The 20,132-nt window shown below is 65.6% G+C and carries 12 protein-coding genes and 2 pseudogenes; 7 read left to right on the top strand and 7 right to left on the bottom strand.

Going from position 1 to position 20,132, the window contains the following annotated elements; translation table 11 throughout:
- Window positions 1-100 precede the first annotated feature (100 nt).
- Complete coding sequence (locus WS69_RS23925) at window positions 101-1,327, bottom strand: multidrug effflux MFS transporter (protein WP_059473145.1); 1,227 nt, start codon at window positions 1,325-1,327, stop codon at window positions 101-103.
- Window positions 1,328-1,576: 249 nt separating this feature from the next.
- Between WS69_RS23925 and pdxR the strand changes: the two genes are divergently transcribed.
- Complete coding sequence (pdxR, locus tag WS69_RS23920) at window positions 1,577-3,061, top strand: MocR-like pyridoxine biosynthesis transcription factor PdxR (RefSeq protein ID WP_059473144.1); 1,485 nt, start codon at window positions 1,577-1,579, stop codon at window positions 3,059-3,061.
- Window positions 3,062-3,367: 306 nt separating this feature from the next.
- Here pdxR and WS69_RS23915 read toward each other — a convergent pair whose 3' ends face one another.
- The 6 genes from WS69_RS23915 to WS69_RS23890 form a co-directional block, all read right to left on the bottom strand.
- Window positions 3,368-4,396, bottom strand: coding sequence for a transglutaminase family protein (locus tag WS69_RS23915; RefSeq protein WP_059473143.1), 1,029 nt, complete (start codon window positions 4,394-4,396; stop codon window positions 3,368-3,370).
- Window positions 4,387-6,993, bottom strand: a complete 2,607-nt coding sequence (locus WS69_RS23910; RefSeq protein WP_226382969.1) for a circularly permuted type 2 ATP-grasp protein — start codon at window positions 6,991-6,993, stop codon at window positions 4,387-4,389. The genes WS69_RS23915 and WS69_RS23910 overlap by 10 nt, the downstream gene beginning before the upstream one ends.
- Window positions 6,994-7,232: 239 nt before the next feature.
- Complete coding sequence (locus WS69_RS23905; RefSeq protein WP_059473142.1) at window positions 7,233-10,658, bottom strand: transglutaminase family protein; 3,426 nt, start codon at window positions 10,656-10,658, stop codon at window positions 7,233-7,235.
- Window positions 10,659-10,773: 115 nt separating this feature from the next.
- Window positions 10,774-11,721 (bottom strand): transglutaminase family protein, encoded by a 948-nt coding sequence (locus WS69_RS23900; protein ID WP_059473141.1) that lies wholly within the window; start codon window positions 11,719-11,721, stop codon window positions 10,774-10,776.
- An 8-nt stretch (window positions 11,722-11,729) separates the two neighbouring features.
- Window positions 11,730-12,671: an alpha-E domain-containing protein gene (locus tag WS69_RS23895; RefSeq protein WP_059473140.1), complete on the bottom strand. Its 942-nt coding sequence runs from the start codon at window positions 12,669-12,671 to the stop codon at window positions 11,730-11,732.
- A gap of 61 nt (window positions 12,672-12,732) precedes the next feature.
- Window positions 12,733-14,148, bottom strand: coding sequence for a circularly permuted type 2 ATP-grasp protein (locus WS69_RS23890; protein WP_059473161.1), 1,416 nt, complete (start codon window positions 14,146-14,148; stop codon window positions 12,733-12,735).
- A 735-nt stretch (window positions 14,149-14,883) separates the two neighbouring features.
- Here WS69_RS23890 and WS69_RS23885 point away from each other — a divergent pair.
- The 6 genes and pseudogenes from WS69_RS23885 to WS69_RS35075 form a co-directional block, all read left to right on the top strand.
- Window positions 14,884-15,516 (top strand): nitroreductase family protein, encoded by a 633-nt coding sequence (locus WS69_RS23885; RefSeq protein WP_059473139.1) that lies wholly within the window; start codon window positions 14,884-14,886, stop codon window positions 15,514-15,516.
- Between the two features lie 70 nt (window positions 15,517-15,586).
- Entirely contained in the window at window positions 15,587-16,078 is a 492-nt protein-coding gene (locus WS69_RS23880) for a hypothetical protein (RefSeq protein WP_059473138.1), read from the top strand.
- Between the two features lie 520 nt (window positions 16,079-16,598).
- The gene (locus WS69_RS23875) at window positions 16,599-17,699 is read left to right on the top strand and encodes a lytic polysaccharide monooxygenase (RefSeq protein WP_059473160.1); all 1,101 of its coding nucleotides are present in this window, start codon (window positions 16,599-16,601) and stop codon (window positions 17,697-17,699) included.
- A gap of 249 nt (window positions 17,700-17,948) precedes the next feature.
- Window positions 17,949-18,358, top strand: a pseudogene (locus WS69_RS23870) (helix-turn-helix domain-containing protein); the annotation flags it as partial.
- Window positions 18,359-18,937: 579 nt separating this feature from the next.
- Window positions 18,938-19,663: an MFS transporter gene (locus WS69_RS35080; protein ID WP_231747207.1), complete on the top strand. Its 726-nt coding sequence runs from the start codon at window positions 18,938-18,940 to the stop codon at window positions 19,661-19,663.
- A gap of 7 nt (window positions 19,664-19,670) precedes the next feature.
- Window positions 19,671-20,132: pseudogene (locus WS69_RS35075) on the top strand (hypothetical protein); the annotation flags it as partial.

Genomic DNA, 20,132 nt, shown 5'->3' with positions numbered 1-20,132 from the left:
TCGCTCGACGGATGAACCAGCGCCGAGAACAAGTCCGGCACGTCGAGTTCGAAGCACACCGCCGGCTTCGAACCCGCGATGCGATCGAACGTCTGCCCCGTCAGCCTCGCGACAGCAAGCCTTTCAGCGGCCAACGGACTTCCCACTGCCGAAAGAGCGCGACGACCAGGAGCGCCGCGCTCGAAGCGGCGGTCATCACGGCCATGGGTCGCGCGGAGCCGTCCGACAGCGCGCTCAATATCCCGCCGCAGCCCGCGGTGATCGCCATCTGAATAAAGAAGAAGAGCCCGGAAGCTGTGCCGGCGATCTTCGCGAACGGCTGCAGCACGGCAAACTGGCAGGCCGGGATCGCGACGCCGACGGAAACCATGACGACGAACATCGGGACGACGATCGACCAGACGGATGACGACGCGGCGGACGTCCAGATCCACAGTGCAGCCGCGCCGAACAGATTGACGAGCGCCGCCGCCGAAATGATCGCGTCGACCCCGCATCGGCGGCTGGTTCGGCGAAAGATGCTCGATCCGATCAGATAGCCAAGCACCGTGACGCCGAATATCGCCGCATAGACCGTGCCGGACACATGAAGCGTCCGCTGGAACAGCGTCGACGATTCGGCGATGAATGGAAAGTACGTGCAATACACGAAGCTGATTGCAAGCGAATAGCGATCGAACCGGCGGTCGCCGAGCAGCAACAAGTAGGTTTTCAGCAGGCCCGCGTGGCGCTCGTTCGCTGCATCGCGCACGCGCGTCTCGGGCAAGTAGCGATGCACCGTCAGCGCAGCCGCCGTTCCGGCCAGCCCCAGTAACGCAAAGACGCCGCGCCAGCCGAACCATTGCGCGACGACGCTGCCGGCGAGCGGCGCGACGACGGGCGACAACGCCATGCCGGCCGAAATCCGGCTGAGCATCGTCGCCTGCATCGTCGTATCGAAACGCTCGCGCACGATGACGCGACCGATCACGGTGCCGCTGCAGCCGCCGAGCGCCTGAAAGATCCGCGCAACGACGATGGCCGGAATGCTCGTCGCCAGCGCGCATGCGACGGTCGCGCAAAGATACACGAGCATGCCGCCCAGCAGCACCGGCCTGCGCCCGTACCGATCGGAAAGCGGACCGGCTATCAGCATCGACAGCGCATAGCCGACCATGTACATCGTGAGCGTCAATTGAATTTGCGCATCGGTGCCGTGAAGCGCGTCCGCCATCGCGGGCAGCGACGGAAGATATGCGTCGATCGTCACGCGCGGCAGACACACGACGAGCATCAACAGCAGTAGCCAGCCCCAGTCGGGCAATGTCCTCTTGTCGGTGGTTTTCATCTGGGTCCGGCCTATGCCGCCATCTTGTTTCGATTGCGCGCCGCAACGCCCCGCGTCACGAGCCGAGTGAACTGTCGAAGAAAGGCGACGCTGAGCGCGCCGCTCCCGATGACGGCGATCGTGAATTCCTCGCTGATATCCGCTGTATCCAATTGGCCCTCGGAATGTTTGGCATGGCTGCTGGCCGAAATTTAAATACGATGTGGTATAAGCTGAAGAGCCACATAATAAAACGCGAATTAGACCACTATGTCGCGAGGAAAAACCGCGATCCCGCTCGACTTGCCGCGCCCTCCCGGCCTGTCCGAGCGCTCCGCGCAGTCGAAGCAGGACTGCATCAGCGATGCGCTCCGCGACGCCATCTTGGGCAAGCTGCTGCCCGGCGACAGCGTCCTGCCGTCCTCGCGCACGCTCGCCGCGCGGTGGGGCGTCGCACGCGGCACGGTCGAGGCGGCGTTCGACCGCCTGTGCTCCGAAGGCTACATCGCCCGCTCGCACGGCTCGGGCACGCGAGTGAGCGCGGTCGTCCCCGACAACTACCTGTCGTGGACGGGACGCCCGCAAAAGCTTGCATCCCCTCCACGCAAAGCGCCGGCCGAGAAAGCCCCGCGAAAGCGCGTGGCCGAACCGGATGGTTCGGTCCGGGCAGGCGTCCCGTTCGTCGCGCGCTTGGCCGACCCGGCTCTGCTGCCGGTGCGGAACTGGAAGAAGCACGTCGGCAAAGGCCTGTCCGAAGCGACGCCGGCCGAGCTGTGCGCGATGTCGCCGCAAGGCGCCGAGTCGCTTTGCGAGCAGATCGCCGAGTATCTGGGCAAATATCGCGGCATCCCGTGCGGCGCGGCCGACATCTTCATCACGACCGGCATCAGGCATTCGATCGATCTGCTTGCCCGGACGATCCTCGGCAAGAACAGCCAAGTCCTGATGGAAGATCCGGGCTATCAAACGGCGCAGAGAATCTTCGAGCTGGCGGGCGCCCATTCGGTCTGCATTCCGGTCGATCGGGAAGGCATCGACACGCGCGCGTTGACCGATCATCGCAACGCCGTCGCCGCCTACGTGACCCCCGCACATCAGTCTCCGCTCGGCGTGACGATGTCGGTCTCGCGCCGCCTCGATCTCCTCGATTGGGCGCATACCCGCCAGGCCTGGGTGATCGAAGACGACTACGACGGGGAATTCAGCTATCAGTCGGCGCCGCTGCCCGCGCTGAAATCGCTCGACGTGCACGACCGGGTCATCTACTGCGGCTCGTTCAACAAGACGCTTTTTTCGGGCATCCGCGTCGGGTTCATGGTCGTGCCGGCGTCGTTGCAATCGTCGATGTCGGCGCTCTGGCGCATCATCGGACGCTCGGTCGGCACGACCGAGCAACTCGCGCTGGCGAGCTTCGTGGGCAGCGGCGATTTCGCGAAGCATCTGCGGACGAGCCGTCACGCCTACCTGCAGCGCCGCGATGCCGTGCTCGAGCAGCTCCGTCAGCACGCCGACGGCCGCTACGCGATTTCCGGCGAGCACGCCGGATTTCATTTCGTGCTATGGCTCGGGCAGGGCATCGACGAAGGCGCCTTCGTCGCGCATGCCACGAAGGCCGGCCTGGCGCTCCAGCCGTTGCGGGCGTTCTGCAAGCGCGCGGCGCTGCCCGCCGGCGTGGTCGTCGGCTATTCGGCGCTGAGCGTCGCGCAGGCGCGCTACGCGGGCAAGAAACTCGGGAAGCTGCTCGCAAGCATGTAACGCAAGGATGCGGCCTGATCCGATCGATCCGACGATGCTCGATTCTCGACGATCGTTCTATGGCGAGTATCGAACGGCGATCGGTGTCGGCAGCCGCTCGACGCGTGATATCCCAACCGATCCGGCCGCCCGCCAGCGACAAGGAATCCGAACGAAACGCCCCGTCTCCCCTCACACGCGCCGGGTGAAGCGCCTATCCGTTATGCCACTTACCGAGTTCGCCCGCCGGAAAATCGACGAATGCGCGAATCCGCGTGGGCGTCTGACGGCGCCGCGCATAGACGGCGATGATGTCCGCGTTCGGCGTCAAGACGCCGGGCCAAGCGGCTCGACCGTCACCCCGACCGTCAGCACCTGATCCGCGCCGCCGCCTCGGATGACCCCGCGCAGCGGCGTCACGTCCGCATAATCACGGCCGATCGACAGCATCACGTAATCGTCGCCGGGCGCGCGATCGTTGGTCGGATCGAGCTGCAACCAGCCGCCGTCCTCGGGCCAGGCCGGATCGTAGACCTCGACCCACGCATGCGACGCGTCCGCACCAATCAGTCGCGGCTGCCCGGGCGGCGGCTGCGTCAGCAGGTAGCCGCTCACGTAGCGCGCGGCGAGCCCGAGCGAGCGCAGCGCGCCGATCATCACGTGCGCGAAGTCCTGGCACACGCCGCTGCGCAGCGCGAGCGCGTCGAGCGCGGTCGTGCCAACGTCGGTGCTGTTCGGCGTATACGCGAAATCCGCGTGGATGCGACGCATCAGTTCCCATGCGGCCTGCACGAGCGGGCGGCCCGGCGCGAAGCTCGCCGCCGCATACGCGGCGAGATCCGGATGGCACGCGACGTGCGGCGACGCGAACACGAATTCGCTCGCCGAATCGAACGGCCGTCCCGCGCGAAACGTCAGACGCTCGCGCACCGCTTCCCACGTGCTCGCGCAGCCGTCGCGCGGCGCGGCGATCGCGGGCGGCGGCTCGCCCCGCTTGCCGGCCGACAACGCGGGCGGTGCGATCCGCACGACGCTGCGGCTGCGCACGAAGAGCGCCTCGTGCGGCTGGTTGATCGCGAACGACGTGCGCTGGTTGCCGAACGAATCGGTATCGACGACGAGCCCTTCGGCGCGCGGATCGATCTCGAGCGAGAACTCGAGCACGCGCTGCCGCGGCGTCTCGAGCGGCCGCAAGCGTGCCTGATGCTGCGCGGACTCGACGCGCGCCGCGTAGCAATAGCGCGTGTCGTGCGTGACGCGCAGCAGCCCGCCGCCCACCGCCTCCGTGCGTGCGGCCGCCTTGCGCGTGCGAGCGCGCGTCTTCGCGTTCGCCGGCGATTGCGTCGTCATCCCCATAGCGACCTGCCCGCCTCGCGCACGTGGCTGAAGTAACGCTCGCCGATCCGGTTCGACAAGTCCCACGTCGCCTTGCCGCATGCCTGCAGGCGCGCGAGCAGCGCCGCGTGGCGACCGTCGCCATCCGTCTCGCAGAGCACATGCAGCGACCAGCCTGCGATATCCTGCATCCCGTCGGCGAGTTCCGACAATGCGTAGCCTTCGCTGCGCTCGACCTTCGACAATCGACCGCGCAGCGCCTGCGCGACCCAGGCAAGCGAGCGCGGATTGTCGGTGTCGAGCACGACGAGCGACAGCAGCGGCGCCACGTCGAAGCAGCGCTGGAAGCGCGAGCGAAACGTGATGGCGCTGTCGAACAGTTCGAGCACGAGCTCGAAGCCTTCCTGCTTGTGAATCGCGCCGCCCTCGAACGCTCGGCTCAGCACGCCGCACAGAAATTCGAGGCGGTCGATCTGGCGGCCGATCGACAGCAGACGCCAGCCGTCGTCGCGCGTCATGTTGTCGGTCTGCGCGCCCGTGATCGCCGACAGCAGCAGATTCACGCGCTCGAGCCGCTGCAGCGCATCGTTGCCGAGCTGCTCCTCCGGCTCCGCATCGTCGCCGTCTTCGTCGAACAGTTGCGTGGCGTCGTCGATCAGCCGCCATTGCTCGCGCGACAGCCGCTCACGAATCGCCGCCGCCGCGCCGCGCATGCCGAACAGGCACGACGCGATCCCCGTCGAGCGATCCGCGCGATGCGTGAGCGCGAGCGTCAACGCTTGCTGGAACGCGTGCGGCGTCTCGATGACCGACGGCGCGTCGGCCGGCAGCAAGCCGTTGTCGCGACACAATGCATCGAGCAAATGCAGATGCACAGGCGTCTCGACGTCCTCCTCGCCGCGCAGCCGTTCGAGCGCGCTGCGCGCGAGCCGCGTCAGGTTCGTCGCGCGCTCGGTGTAGCGGCCGAGCCAGAACAGATTCTCGGCCGCGCGGCTCGCGATCGCCCGCGTCCGCTCCTGCAGATCGTCCGGGCCGAGGTGCGTTTGCAGCAGCGTCGTCGGATCGACCGCGCCTTCCGTCATCACCCACGTGTCGACGCTGCTGCCGCCGCGCGGCATCGGTGCGTTGAACAGCTCGTCGCGCGTGCCGACGCGCGCGAGCCCGCCGGGCAATACGCGCCACGAGCCCGCGCCGTCCGCGAGCGCGAACACGCGCAGCAGCAGCGGCCGCGGCACGATCCGTGCGCCGCCGTCTCCGGCGCAGGCGCCGCCCGCCCACGTCGGCGCCTGCGACAACGGCAAATCCGCCTGAATCGTGTAGTGCGCGGGCTGCGCGGCGATCCGCGCGCGCCATTCGGCGAGTTGCTGCGGCGAGAGCCGCGCGCCGATCACCGGCTCGAACGCGCCACCCGCCTGCACGCTCGCCGGGAACGTCGGCTTCACGATGCCGCGCGCGAGGAGCGGCAGCGCTTCGTCGTACGCCGCTTGCTCGCCGCACCACCACGACGGCACCGCGGGAAGCGACAGGGTCTCGCCGAGCAGGCCCTCCGCCAGGCGCGGCAGGAAACCGAGAATGCCGGGCGATTCGAGAAAACCGGAGCCCGGCAGGTTCGCAAGCAGCACGTTGCCCGCGCGCACCGCCTGCATCAGCCCCGGCACGCCGAGCAGCGAATCCGGGCGCAGCTCGAGCGGATCGAGCCATTCGTCGTCGACGCGCCGCAGGATACCGTGCACGGGCTCGAGCCCGCGCAGCGTCTTCAGATAGACGTGTTGATCGCGCGCCGTCAGATCTCCGCCCTCGACGAGCGTGAGGCCCAGATAGCGCGCGAGATACGCATGCTCGAAATAGGTCGCCGCGTGCGGGCCGGGCGTCAGCAGCACGATTCTCGAGTTCTTGCGCGCGGGACTCAGCGCCTGCATGCTCTGCAACAACGCGCGATAGCTCGCGGCGAGCCGCTGCACGTGCAAACCGCGGAACGCGCGCGGAAAGAGCCGCGACACGATCAGCCGATTCTCCAGAAGATAGCCGAGCCCGGACGGGCCCTGCGTATGCTGCGCCATCATCCGCCACGCGCCGTCCGGTCCGCGCGCGAGATCGAACGCGACGACGTGCAGCCACGTGCCGCCCGGCGCGCGCGCGCCGCACATCGGCCGCAGATAGCCGGGATGCCCGGTCACGAGCGCGGGCGGCAAGAGCCCGCGGCGCAGGATCGTCTGTTCTCCGTAGAGATCGGCGAGGATCGCGTTGAGGAGGCGCACGCGCTGCAGCACGCCGCGCTCGATCGTCGCCCAGTCGCCGGGGGCGACGATCAGCGGCAGCAGGTCGAGCGACCACGGACGCACCGCGCCGCCGCCCGCGGCGCGCTCGTGCGGGTGATAGGCGAGCCCGTTCTCGCGCATGCGGCGCCGCAGCGCGTCGGCGCGGCGGTCGAGATCTGCGATGCCGACACTGCCGAGCTGCGTGAAGAACGCGCGCCACGCGGGCGCGAGCGACGCGGTGGAAAATGCGGCCGCGCCGCCGCGCAGCTCGTCGTAGCGGCCCGTGACCGCGGGCGCGGCGAGCGCCGCGCCGAACTCGGCCGCGGCCTGCTGCGACCCCGTGTCGAATAGTGTCTGCATCGCGTCGGCGGCCAGATCGTCGTCGGAAAAAAGTGAAAGCACGATTCGATTCTTCAATGGCGAGCGGCCCGCGCCGCGGTCGCGAAGCGAATGCCGCCCGCGTGCGGCGCGCGCCGCTCATCGATGTCGAATCCTAACATTCCTGCCCGACGCGGCGCGCCTGTCGCGCGGCGCCTGCACACCGCGCGTTTCATTCCCGCCGCTGTCGCGGTGCGCATCCGCTCCTCCGTCCGCATTCTTCAGTCACGCCGCAAGTCCAGCGTGAACGGAAACTCGCGGCTCGGCGCGGCCGGCTCGACCGTCATCGTACCCGGCGTATGTCCCATCGACACGAAGCGCGCGAGCCGCCGGCTCTCGGCCTCGTACGCATTCACCGGGAACGTGTCGTAGTTGCGGCCGCCCGGATGCGCGACGTGATATCGGCAGCCGCCGAGCGAGCGCTGCATCCATGTATCGACGATGTCGAACGTAAGCGGCGCGTGAATGCCGATCGTCGGATGCAGCGCCGACGGCGGCGCCCACGCCTTGTAGCGCACGCCCGCCACGTACTCGCCGGCGGTGCCGGTCGGCTGCAGCGGCAGCGCGCGACCGTTGACGGTCACGACATAGCGGCTGTCGTTCAGCCCGCTCACATGGATTTCGAGCCGCTCGAGCGACGAATCGACGTAGCGCACGGTGGTGCCGATCGCCCCCTCCTCGCCCATCACGTGCCACGGCTCGAGCGCGCCGCGCAGCGCGAGCGCGACGCCTCGCACCGCGACCTGGCCGAACAACGGAAAACGGAACTCGAAGTGCGGCGCGAACCATGCCGGATCGAACGCGAAGCCCGCTTCGCGCATCTCGGTCAGCACGTCGTCGAAGTCCATCTTCACGAACGTCGGCAACAGGAAGCGATCGTGCAGCGCGGTGCCCCAGCGCGCAAGCGGCGTCGTGTACGGCGCGCGCCAGAAGCGTGCGATCAGCGCGCGCAGCAGCAACTGCTGGACGACGCTCATCCGCGCGTGCGGCGGCATCTCGAACGCGCGCAATTCGAGAAGACCGAGGCGGCCCGTCGCCGAATCCGGCGAATAGAGCTTGTCGATGCAGAATTCGCTGCGATGCGTGTTGCCCGACACATCGATCAGCAAGTTGCGCAGCACGCGATCGACGAGCCACGGCGGCATGTCTTCGCCGTAGCGCAGCTTGTTGCGGCGGATCTCGGCGAACGCGATATCGAGTTCGTACACCTGATCGTTGCGCGCCTCGTCGACGCGCGGCGCCTGGCTCGTCGGCCCGATGAAGAGCCCCGAGAACAGATAGGACAGCGACGGATGGTTGTGCCAATACGCGATCAGGCTCGCGAGCAGATCAGGACGGCGCAGGAACGGGCTGTCCGCGGGCGTCGCGCCGCCGAGCACGAAGTGATTGCCGCCGCCCGTGCCGACGTGCCGGCCGTCGACCATGAATTTCTCGCTCGACAGCCGTGATCGATAGGCCGCGTCGTACAGGAATTCGGTGTGCTGGACGAGCTCGTCGAAGTCGTGCGCTGGATGGATGTTCACTTCGATCACGCCGGGATCGGGCGTCACCTGCAGCATTTTCAGGCGCGCGTCGCGCGGCGGCGGATAGCCTTCGAGCACGAGCTTCACGTCGAGCGACTCGGCGGTCAGCTCGACCGCAGTCAGCAGATCGAGATATTCCTCGAGCGCGGCGAGCGGCGGCATGAACACATAGAGCACGCCGTTGCGTACCTCGACGCACAGCGCGGTGCGCGTGATCCACGCGGCGGATTCGAAGCGCTGCGGATAGCGCGCGGGATCGTCGGCCGCGCTTGCCGGCGCAGTGCTCGAGCCTTCGCCGGCGCGCGCCTGCATCACGGTCCGAGCGGGCGCCGCGAAGTCGCGCGCGGCGGCGGCCGGCTCCCGCACCACGTCGTCCCCGCCGACCGCATGGCGCGCGCGCAGCGTCTTCGCATCGGGCAGCGCGTCCTGCGGCGCAAACGGATCGCGCTCGACGAGATACGGAAAATCACCGCGGCTCACCCACGGCAACGAATCGAGCGGCAGACGATAGCCCATCGCCGAATCGCCGGGCACGAGATACATCCGCTCGTCACGAAAGAACCATGGCCCCGTCTCCCATCTCGGCCCCGCCAGCGCCGGGTTCGGCGCGAGCGGCTTGAGCGGCAGCACGTAGCCGATCACGCTGTCGAGCTGCTGCGAGAAAACCTTGCGCAGCCGCGCGCGCTCGAGTTCGTCGCCGAGCCTCGCGTCGAACGGATCGACGTTCACTGGCAGTTTCCGCTCACGCCACAAGTAGTACCAAACGTCTTCGTAGCCGGGCGTCACGTATTCGCTCGTGATGCCGAGGCGCGCCGCGAGCGCGCGGATGAACCGCTCGGCGTCAGCGGTCGCGCAAGTCGACGCCTCGCGCTCGTCGGCAAAGCGTGCGGGATCGCGCCAGACCGGCTCGCCGTCCGCACGCCAGAACACGGACAGCGCCCAGCGCGGCAGTTGCTCGCCCGGATACCACTTGCCCTGCCCGAAGTGGAGAAAGCCGCCGTCGCCGTACTCGGCGCGCAGCTTCTGCACGAGCGACGTCGCATAGCCGCGCTTCATCGGCCCCAACGCATCGGTGTTCCATTCAGCAGCTTCGCGATCGTCGATCGACACGAATGTCGGCTCGCCGCCCTGCGTCAGACGCACGTCGCCCGCATTCAACTCGGCATCGACCTGCGCGCCGAGCTGCAACACGTGATGCCACTGCTCGTCGCTGTAAGGTTTCGTCACGCGCGGCGATTCGTAGATCCGCGTCACGCGCATTTCGTGCTCGAACTCGACCTCGCATTCGTCGACGAGCCCTTCGACAGGCGCGGCGCTCGTCGGCTGCGGCGTCGCGGCGAGCGGAATGTGCCCTTCGCCTGCGAGCAGCCCCGACGTCGGATCGAAGCCGATCCAGCCCGCGCCCGGCAGATAAACCTCGCACCATGCGTGCAGATCGGTGAAATCGACTTCGGCGCCGCTCGGGCCGTCGAGCGCTTCCACGTCGGGCGTCAGCTGAATCAGATAACCGGACACGAAGCGCGCGGCGAGACCAAGATGACGGCACAGCTGCACGAGCAGCCAGCCGCTGTCGCGGCACGAGCCCGACGCGAGCGAGAGCGTCTGCGCAGGCGTCTGCACGCCCGGCTCGAGCCGCACGACATAGCGAATGTCGCGCTGCAACTGCTGGTTCAGCGCAACGAGGAAGTTCATCGTGCGCGTCGGCGTTCGGTCGATTGATTCGACATACGAACGAAATGTGTCGGACGCGCTCGCATCGGGATCGCACACGAGATACGGCGCGAGCTCGCGGCGCAGCGCGTCGTTGTAATCGAACGGAAAGATCTCCGCGTGCTCTTCGAGGAAGAAGTCGAACGGGTTGTAGACCGACATCTCCGCGACGAGATCGATTGCGATCTCGAACGTGCGCGTCGGCTCGCGAAACACGAGCCGCGCCATGTAGTTCGCGAACGGATCCTGCTGCCAGTTGACGAAGTGCTGCTCGGGCTCGATCTTCATCGAATAAGACAGGATCGGCGTCCGGCAATGCGGAGCGGGCCGCAGGCGCACGATCTGCGGGCCGAGCTGGACGAGCCGGTCGTAGCGATAGCGGGTGACGTGGTGAAGCGCGACGTGAATGGACATGGCGTGGCCGTTCGGTGCGGTTGCAGGGGCGATCATAATTCGACGATGCAGCTGCGCGACGACGCGGCGCAACCGCGCCGCCGTCCATTGCGCTACTGCGCGGCGCTCGCGCGCGTCAAACGAGCTCCGGCGACTGGATCACGCTGATCTCGACGCCGAGCGCCTTCGCCCCTGGACCGTAGACCGGCATCGTGTCGCGATAGTCGAGGCCCGCCGCGACGCGCACATAGCGCTCGTCCGGGCAGCGGTTCATGAACGGATCGAAGCCGACCCAGCCGAGGCCTTCGATGTATGCCTCGGCCCACGCGTGGCCCGATTGCGGCTGTGTCGCGACCACCGTTTCCTGCATCGCGACGATCCGCTGCCCCGCCGCATCGTCCGGCGTTTCGTGCGCGCCGTCCGAGTCGCGCCGCATCTGCATCGCCTGCTGTGCGGCGCCGCTCGCCTGCTGCAGCGCTTCCGCGATCCGCTGCATCGAGCTGTCCGTCAGCAGATAGCCGGACACGTAGCGCGCCGGAATCTTCAGCGCGCGCGCCGCGGCGACGAACACGTGCGCATGGTCGCGGCTCGTGCCGATGCCGCTTTGCAGCGCGGTCTCCGCGTCGCGCGGCGCCGGCCGCGTGCCCGGCTCGTAGGCGATCCGGCTGTGCACCTCGGTCATCAGCCAGTGCAGCGCGTCGAGGCTCTTGTTCTCGATCGGCAGCGCGTCGGCGAGCGCGCGGACTGCGTCGCCCGCCCGGGTCAGGTCGGTCGCGCGCTCGAATATCCACGGCGGCGCGTAGCCTTCGACGTTGCCGAGGATACCCGCGCGGTCCTGCGTCTCGACGACGCCCGCCGCGACGATCGTGATCTCCGGCTTGTCGCGCTCGTGCCGCACGAGGTCGACGCGATTGCCGAAACCGTCTGCATAACCGAGCGTCGGCTCGACGCCGTCGATCGTCACTTGCCAGGCCCGCACGGTCTGGCACGGACCGCTTTGCGGACGCAGCCGCAGTCGCTGCAGTACGTACGCGGCGTGTTCGTCGAATTGGAAGCGCGAGATGTGGCGGATGGCGAGGCGCATAGCTGATCTCAATCGAAGTTGTAGGCTTGGGCGATTTCGAGGCCGAGACTATTGTTCTTGGCGATGAAATCCGTCAGGAACTCGTGCAGCCCGCTCTTGAAAATGCGTTCGACCGAGTTGCCCTCCAGCGACCGCTTGATTTTGGCGGCGGTTTCGTGACAACCGTGCGTGACGCCGTAATCTTTCGCGAGATGATCGAGGCTCGACACGACGCGTCCGTAGCAGTAGCGCAGCGAGCGCGGCATCCGTCCGTTGAGGATCAGATAGTCGGCAATGTTGAGCGGCTTGTACTGGACGTCGTAGACCCAGCGGTACGAGCGGTGCGCCGCGACACAGCGCAGGATCGACTCCCACTGGTAGTTGTCGAGGATCGTGCCGACGTGCGACACCGACGGCAACAGCAGGTGATATTTGACGTCGACGATTCGCGCAGTGTTGTCCGCGCGCTCGACGAACGCGCCGATCTGTGCGAAATCGAAGATCTCGTTGCGCAGCATCGTGCTGTAGAAGCTGCCGAGGATCAGCGCGGTCTCGCGCTTGATTTCGTCGAGAATCGCGGGCAACGCGCTCGCGTGGATCGGCTGCGCGAGCCCGCGCCTGATCGCGAGCCACGCGCCGTTCACGCTTTCCCATGCCTCGCGCGTGAGCGCCGTGCGCACCATCCGCGCGTTCGAGCGTGCGTATTCGATGCACGACAGCACGCTCGACGGGTTGTCGCGATCCCGCAGCAGATAGTCGGCAACGGTATCGGCCGCGTATGTTTCGTACTTCTGTCGATAGCCGTCGTCCGCGCCCGAGCTGACGAGCACCGACGACCATTCGGCCGGCGCATCCGACGTGCGCGTGAGCGCCATCCGCAATCCCGCGTCGACGATCCGCGCGGTGTTCTCCGCGCGCTCGATATAGCGATACATCCAGTAAAGGCCGCTTGCTGTCCGTCCGAGAAGCATGTTTGCCGTCCACTCCGATCGTTGTTCGGTGCGGCGCGCAGACGCGCCGCATGCGCATGCGTCAGTCGGCAAGCACCCAGGTATCCTTGGTGCCGCCGCCCTGACTCGAGTTGACGACGAGCGACCCCTCTTTCAACGCGACCCGCGTGAGACCGCCCGGCGTGATGCGGATCCGGTCGGACACGAGCACGAACGGCCGCAGGTCGACATGGCGCGGCGCGAGCCCCTTCTCGGTCAGGATCGGCGTCGTCGACAGCGCGAGCGTCGGCTGCGCGATGTAGTTCGACGGCTTCGCGCGCAGCTTCGCCGCGAACGCATCGCGCTCGGCCTTCGACGCCGCGGGGCCGACGAGCATCCCGTAGCCGCCCGAGCCGTGCACCTCCTTCACGACGAGCTCGTCGAGATGCTCGAGCACGTACTTGAGACTGTCCGCTTCCGCGCAGCGCCAGGTCGGCACGTTCTCGAGCAACGCCTTGCGACCGGTATAGAACTCGACGATCTCCGGCATGTACGAGTAGATCGCCTTGTCGTCGGCGATGCCGGTGCCGGGCGCGTTCGCGATCGTGATGTTGCCCGCGCGGTAGACGTCCATGATCCCCGCGACGCCCAGCACCGAATCCGGCCGGAACGTGAGCGGATCGAGGAACGCGTCGTCGAGGCGGCGGTACAGCACGTCGATCGGCCGAAAGCCCTCGGTCGTGCGCATCGCGACGCGATCGCCGATCACCTGCAGATCGCTGCCCTCGACGAGATGCACGCCCATCTGGTCAGCGAGGAACGCGTGCTCGTAATACGCGGAGTTGTGGATGCCGGGCGTGAGCACCGCGACGGTCGGATTGTCCGCGTTGCCGCCCGGCGGGCAAACGGCCGCGAGCGACTGGCGCAGCAGTTGCGGATAGGTTTCGACCGGCCGCACCTTCACCTGCTGGAACAGCTCGGGGAAGAGCTGCATCATCGTTTCGCGGTTCTCGAGCATGTACGACACGCCGGACGGCGTGCGCGCATTGTCTTCGAGTACGTAGAACTGATTTTCCGCAGTCCGGACGATGTCGACGCCGATGATGTGCGTGTAAACGTTTCCGGGCGGCCGGAAATCGATCATCTCGGGCAGGAACGCTTCGTTGTGCGCGATCAGATGCTTCGGCACGATCCCCGCGCGGACGATCTCCTGGCGATGGTAGATGTCGTCGAGGAATGCATTGAGCGCCATCACGCGCTGCTCGATTCCCTGCGACAGCCGATTCCATTCCTGTCCGGAAATGATCCGCGGCACGATGTCGAACGGAATCAGCCGCTCCGCGGCTTCGGCGTCGCCATAGACGGCGAACGTGATGCCGGTTTTGCGGAACACGCCCTCGGCGTCGTGCGCCTTCTGGGCCAGGCTCGCGGGATCCTGCGTGTCGAGCCAACGTTTCAAGCGCTCATATGGCACTCGTACGGTATCGCCGGGTTGCAGCATTTCGTCGAACGGCTTCATCGAATAGTTCTCCATCATTCACTCGGCATCTGTCTATGCCGAACCGGCGTAACGAGAGTAGCGAGCAAAGAGCGTGCCTTGTTCGAGTCCGATTCCCGGTTTGATTTGGCACTTTTGCGCGGCACGCCGCACCACGACGGTGCAGCGGCCGGTCGGCGGCATGCGCCGACTCGGCGCAGCCGGCGTCGCCCGCGTCTGTAGCGTGGCAGATTTCCGGCGCGTCTGTCTATGCGGGCGATCACTTCGGCATCCGATCGATTCAGCTGCTTTCATGGGTTAACTGGATAGTTATGCATCGACGAACGTGAGCGCGACCCGCGCCGGCGCGACGTTCCACGCGGCGAGCAAAGGACATCCATGAAAAGAAACGCATGTATCGCAGACGTGACGCCGCAAATCGGCCGGTGCCGAGCCGCTGGCAGATGCGCGATGGCCGGGCGCTCCGATAAAGCACCAACAGGAATCGAAGACTCGGACGATCGGCGGGAAAATTTCCTGACACGCACGAATGGCGGGCGCGCACAGTGATTGCCTCCGAGTCCCCCGAACCGGCAAGTTCTTACTGTCCCTGCCCGGTAATCCGCTCGACCGCTTCTGCGACCGACAAGGCGCCGCCCCGCCCGTCCGCCGCGCCGTCATCAAATTAACCCCACTCGCAAATGAGAATCGTTTGCATTTGAGTCGAAACTGTTCGATGATATGTTCCGTTCATCGACCGATACCGAAGCCTCGACCATGGATGCCATCGCCACCGCGACGCCCGCCCGCACCGCTGCCATCGCTGACGCCGACGACCCGCACGACTTGCTGCCGGGACTGCTGTCGCGCCGCTCCCGCTGGCCGCTGAACGAGCCCGCGCCGAACCCGCGCGAGCTCGACACAATCTTCGATGCCGCCCTCTGCGCGCCCGATCACGGCAATCTGCGCCCATGGCGCTTCGTCGTCGTTCAGGGCGCGGCGCGCTATGCGTTCGGCGATCTGCTCGTCGAGCTCGCCGATGCGCGCGCGCCCGACGATCCGCCCGGTTCGCACGCGCACCGCCGGGACAAGGCGCTCGCCGCGCCGCTCATCGTCGCGCTCGGCGCTGCGCTGAACCGCGCGTCGAAGGTGCCGGAAATCGAACAGCTGCTCGCCGTCGGCGCAGCCGCGATGAACATGCTGAACGCGATCCATCAGCTCGGCTACGGCGGCTTCTGGGCCACGGGCGTCGATTCGTACGAGCCGGCGATGCACGACGCGCTCGGCTTTGGCCTCGACGAACGGCTCGTCGGCTTTCTGTTCGTCGGCACGCCGACGGGGCCTGCGAGCAGCACGCGACGCCCGGATCGCGACGCGCACGTGCGCGAATGGCTCGGCCCCGCACGCTAACGGCCTTGCCGACCGACTTCATTGCGCGGCTCGCACATCGCGCGTCGCTTCGATTTCCGGGGGTTCCGTCATGAATTTCCATCATGCCGATCCGAGCGCCGCGCCGCTCGTCGACGCCGATGTCGCACCGCGCGACACCGACGCGGAGCGGATCGTCCTGACCGCGGTTCGCACATGGCTGCATCCCGCAGCAGCCGATGACGACGGCGCACGACGCGATCGACAATCGTGGCGCGACGTGCTGACCTCCGCCGGATTGCACGCCAACGGCCTTATGCATTTCGACATGCTGATGCGCTTCCTGACGTGCGACGCATGCCATCCGCTCGACACGCATTGCAGTTGCGCCAGCGAGCTCGCGAGCGACGAAGCGCGGCTCCTGCAAGCGCTCGCCCATCTGCAATCGACGCGAAGCGAAGCGGCGCTGCGCGCGCTCGCCGACTGGCTACCGCGCTGTGCAGACAGCGGCGTGCTGAAGATCGCGCGCTGGTTCTCGATTGCGCTGCTCGATGCGGGGCTCGCGATTCACCCGCCCGCGCAGCCAGCCGCCTACATGCACTGACTCGATCGACGAACGTGCCGCCGCGCGAACGATCAAGCGATCGCGCGCCGTCGATGATCGATTGCACCGTTCGACGCGCGTCGCACCCGCAATTCGGCGTCGCATGCTCGCCGGCGGCCGCGATCCCGCCGTCTATCGTCCGACACGCATGCAAGCGCGCGCCGTGAACGTCGCTCATCGAACGAATGCCGGACGCGCCTCCCTCGGTCAACCTCCAAAGTTTCGCCGTAACGTTCGCCGCCGCTGTGACGATAGGCTTGCAATCTCTCTGCTTGCGAATTTCTCTTCGGCATGGATCGAATGGCTCGACGGCGCCTATCTCTTGATGCACCGGCATCGCACGAATTCACCGCGCCTGCCATTTTTGGTAGGCCTACCGACGCGCCACGTCATCTACCATCCTGACGAAATCCCCGAAAGAAAGCTCGACGCCTTATATTTCGATATCCAAAATAATCGACGCACCTCCACCACGCTACGGAACGTGAACCGTGTCATTTTTCACCAGGAGGAACGCTACATGAAGTCGCTCTTCGATGCGCCGTCATCTCGCCACCGGGCGCATCGCGCCGCCACGCTCGGCGCCGCCGCTACGCTTGCCACTTCGCTCGCCGCGATGTTCGCGCCCGTCGACGATGCCGCAGCACACGGTGCAGTCGGCTTCCCGATTGCGCGTCAATATCAATGCCGCCTCGAAGGCGGCTACTGGGATCCGGCCGACGGCTCGGGGATCCCGAACGACGATTGCCGCGCGGCCTATCGGACCGGCAACAATTCGGCCTACCCTTTCACGCAATGGAACGAGGTGTCCGCAAATCCGGTCGGCCAGGGCAACGATCTCGCGCAATTGAAGGCGGCCGTGCCGGACGGCCTGCTGTGCGCTGGCGGCGACACGTCGAAGGCGGGCCTCGACAAAGCGCCGACGACGATCTGGCGCAAGACGCCACTGACGCCGCGCGACGGCCACGTCGAGCTCATGTGGGAAAACACGACGTCGCATAATCCGGCGCGCATGCGCGTGTTCATCTCGAAGCCGTCGTACGATCCGGCGCGGCCGCTGCGCTGGGACGATCTGCAGCAGATCTACGACGCGCCGGCTCCCGCACCCGTTCCCGCGAACGGCTCGGGGCATCTGCCCGGCTCGATCCAGTCGTTCTACAAGCTCGACGTGACGCTGCCCGCGGGCCGCACCGGAGACGCCGTGCTGTATAGCTACTGGCAGCGCATCGACGCGGGCAACGAAGGCTTCTTCAACTGCAGCGACGTGACGATCGCCGCGAACGAAAGCGCATCGGGCTTCCCGTGGATCGCGACGCGCGCGTTCATCGAGCCGGGTGTCGTGCCGCAAGCCGGTCAGCAGGTCCGCTTCCGCGTGATGGGCACCGACACGCGCGGCGCGGAAGTCGTCGACGTGCGCCAGCCGATCACACCGTCCAACGTCGATCGCAGCGTGTGGGCAAAGCAGATCGCCGATCAGGTCAACGGCCGCTACGGCAACGTCGCGCGGATCGGCGTGCGCTCAGGCAATACGATCTACTTCGACGCGACGAACCTGCGCGCGAACAAGATCTGGCTGCAGCCGAACTACAGCAGTGCGCTCGGCGTCGCCGGCGCGAAATAACGGCTGCCGTCCAACCGGACGGGCGACCGCGCGCCGCCGGCAGCCGGCGGCGCCGTCGCCGTACATAGCGTGCTTGCGGATATTCCCTCGATATCCGCATTGGGCGACGCATCTCGATCCTCGATGCGCCGCCCTTTTTTTGGTTCATTGCAGTAATCCGTGGAGGATTTGAGGGCGATTGCGTAACCTGAAGCCTGATTCCATGGATGTCAGGAGGGAAAATAGCTCGATCGCAAGGCACTTCAGACACTGGGCTGCTGGACCGGCTATCGGTTGGAGCGGGTGGAATGGCCGGAAGGAGACGGCCGTATGCTGTCGCTATATCTGAAGCCAGTCAGCAAAGTCATGCACTGCGAACAGTGCGGGCGCGCTGCCAGCAAATCCACGAGACGACGGTTCGGCGAGTGCGCGATCTGCCGCTGTTCGAGTACCGAGTCGTGCTGCATGTCCCTCGCCGTCGGGTCTGGTGCGAACACTGCGGCGGCCCGCGACTGGAGAAGCTGGCGTGGCTGGGCCGCTACCAGCGAGTGACGGAGCGGTTCGCCAAGGCATGCGAGAAGCTGCTGCAAGCGACCAGCGTGCAGGCGGTGGCAGCCTTCTACGATCTGGGGTGGTACACGGTCAAATCAATCGACAAGATGCGCTTGCGAGCGCGTGTGCCTTCGCACGAACGGGGCGTCGCACCTCTCGTCGAGTACAAGTCGAAGCCGCGCGCACTCCGCCATCGGCATCCGACAACCATTCCGCCGCGCTTCCGCCATACTACCCCGTTGCCAGGCGTACCCTGACATCGCCCTCGGTCGGCGGGCCCACGGCGGAAGCGCAGCTTGTCGCATCGTCAGCCCGCTCACGAACGTCGCGACCCGGCATTGAACAGCGACCAAGCGCACGACATCTCGATCCGTGTGCCGTGTTCGACATGCCCTGGAGCGGGCGCGTGACATCTTCAGTCTGGGTCGGTGTCATCTTAGGAATTGACCGACCGTTGGTCAATTATAGAATTCTTGTACTGTCAAACGATTTTCGCGAGGAGTTAAGGAATCCGACTTCGATGAACCGACACGCTGCGCCTCATTCGGCCGGGTTCGATATTTCACAGTGTTCAATCATCCGGATAACGGAAATCAAACGCCGTTCGAATTCTCAGTGAAGTCTGAAATTCGACTATGCGCCCCTGTCGAAGATCTCATGATCAATCATCAGCGACATTCCTGATCGCTCTGTTATTGGTGGGTTTCGTGACGATTTTGACCTTTGTTGTGGTCAGTGTCGCCATTGTCGATATCGATAACACATTGCATGCCAGCTACATCCAGCTCACCCCGATCATCGTAACCTACGAGCTATCGTTCGGGCTTTTGCTTATCACGGGAGGAAGATTCGGCGACCTGTTGGACCATCGCCGCACTTACCGGATCGGCACGCTGTGCTTCAAGGTTTCTTCGGTATTCTGCGGACTTTCCGCCAATGCCGGTTTTCTGATTGTCGACCGTTTTTTGCAAGGCTTGTCTGCCGCAGTACTTTTTCCGCAAATCTACGCAAGCATCCGTGCTGATTTCGACGATACCGACGCACGCAAGGCTTTTGGTTATCTGGGCATGACGCTTGGAGTGGCGGCGGTAACGGACCAGATTCTGGGCGGCCTGCTCATCTCGATCAATTTTCTCGACCTGCAATGGCGCACCATTTTCTTCATCAACGTCCCCATCGGCATGGTAGCGCTGTATTTTTCTCGCCAATTGAAAAACGTCCGGCCGATGCGGAAACAATCCCTGGACTGGATCGGCATTGCGCTGTCGAGCATCGGGATCTCCATCGCATTGCTCCCGTTGCTGATGATTTCCGTGTGGAGTTGGAATTTTCGAAGCAACGTCCTGCTATTGACGGGCCTCTTCACCCTATATTTTTTTGCACACCACGAAAACCGGTACGCGGCAACGGACACGTCCCACTCGTGGGCATGAAACTCCTTTGCAACATGCCATTCGCGAAAGAATCGCTGCTGGTTATGTGCATCTATTTAAACGAGGCTCATTTACGCTGAGCTTCTCCATTCTTCTTCAATCCGGCCTGAAAATGAGTCCGTTTCAGGCCGGCATGATTTATGTTTCCACCAGTATCGGATTTTCGCTTTCTCCCCTGTTGATGCCGAGACTGGTCAATCGCCACGGCCCCTGGTTCATTTTTCTGGGCGCAATCCTGTATGCCGCGAGCTTCGTTCTCTTGATGATCGTGGTGATGCATATCCCGATTCCCCGGTTCCCGTGGCTCCTACTGCCCGCGCTGTTTGCACTGGGGCCCACTCAAGGTATGGTGATGACGCCGCTCCTGAGCATCGTGATAGCGACCGCGCACGGTGTTAGCGCCGGTGTAAAAGCGCCGTTAAACGACGGCACAAGGTTGAGCGAAACAGTCAACGACAAAGGGGCCACG

The sequence above is a fragment of the Burkholderia sp. BDU5 genome (genome assembly GCF_001522845.1).
Taxonomy (GTDB): Bacteria; Pseudomonadota; Gammaproteobacteria; order Burkholderiales; family Burkholderiaceae; genus Burkholderia; species Burkholderia mayonis.
The sequence above is the reverse complement of the archived record's forward strand: the minus strand, read 5'-3'. Positions and strand labels throughout refer to the sequence as shown.

Excerpts from the sequence above, each read along its gene's own strand:
- WS69_RS23925 (WP_059473145.1), bottom strand. The coding sequence starts at position 1,327 with ATGAAAACCACCGACAAGAGGACATTGCCCGACTGGGGCTGGCTACTG.
- pdxR (WP_059473144.1), top strand. The coding sequence starts at position 1,577 with ATGTCGCGAGGAAAAACCGCGATCCCGCTCGACTTGCCGCGCCCTCCC.
- WS69_RS23915 (WP_059473143.1), bottom strand. The coding sequence starts at position 4,396 with ATGGGGATGACGACGCAATCGCCGGCGAACGCGAAGACGCGCGCTCGC.
- WS69_RS23910 (WP_226382969.1), bottom strand. The coding sequence starts at position 6,993 with ATGCAGACACTATTCGACACGGGGTCGCAGCAGGCCGCGGCCGAGTTC.
- WS69_RS23905 (WP_059473142.1), bottom strand. The coding sequence starts at position 10,658 with ATGTCCATTCACGTCGCGCTTCACCACGTCACCCGCTATCGCTACGAC.
- WS69_RS23900 (WP_059473141.1), bottom strand. The coding sequence starts at position 11,721 with ATGCGCCTCGCCATCCGCCACATCTCGCGCTTCCAATTCGACGAACAC.
- WS69_RS23895 (WP_059473140.1), bottom strand. The coding sequence starts at position 12,671 with ATGCTTCTCGGACGGACAGCAAGCGGCCTTTACTGGATGTATCGCTAT.
- WS69_RS23890 (WP_059473161.1), bottom strand. The coding sequence starts at position 14,148 with ATGAAGCCGTTCGACGAAATGCTGCAACCCGGCGATACCGTACGAGTG.
- WS69_RS23885 (WP_059473139.1), top strand. The coding sequence starts at position 14,884 with ATGGATGCCATCGCCACCGCGACGCCCGCCCGCACCGCTGCCATCGCT.
- WS69_RS23880 (WP_059473138.1), top strand. The coding sequence starts at position 15,587 with ATGAATTTCCATCATGCCGATCCGAGCGCCGCGCCGCTCGTCGACGCC.
- WS69_RS23875 (WP_059473160.1), top strand. The coding sequence starts at position 16,599 with ATGAAGTCGCTCTTCGATGCGCCGTCATCTCGCCACCGGGCGCATCGC.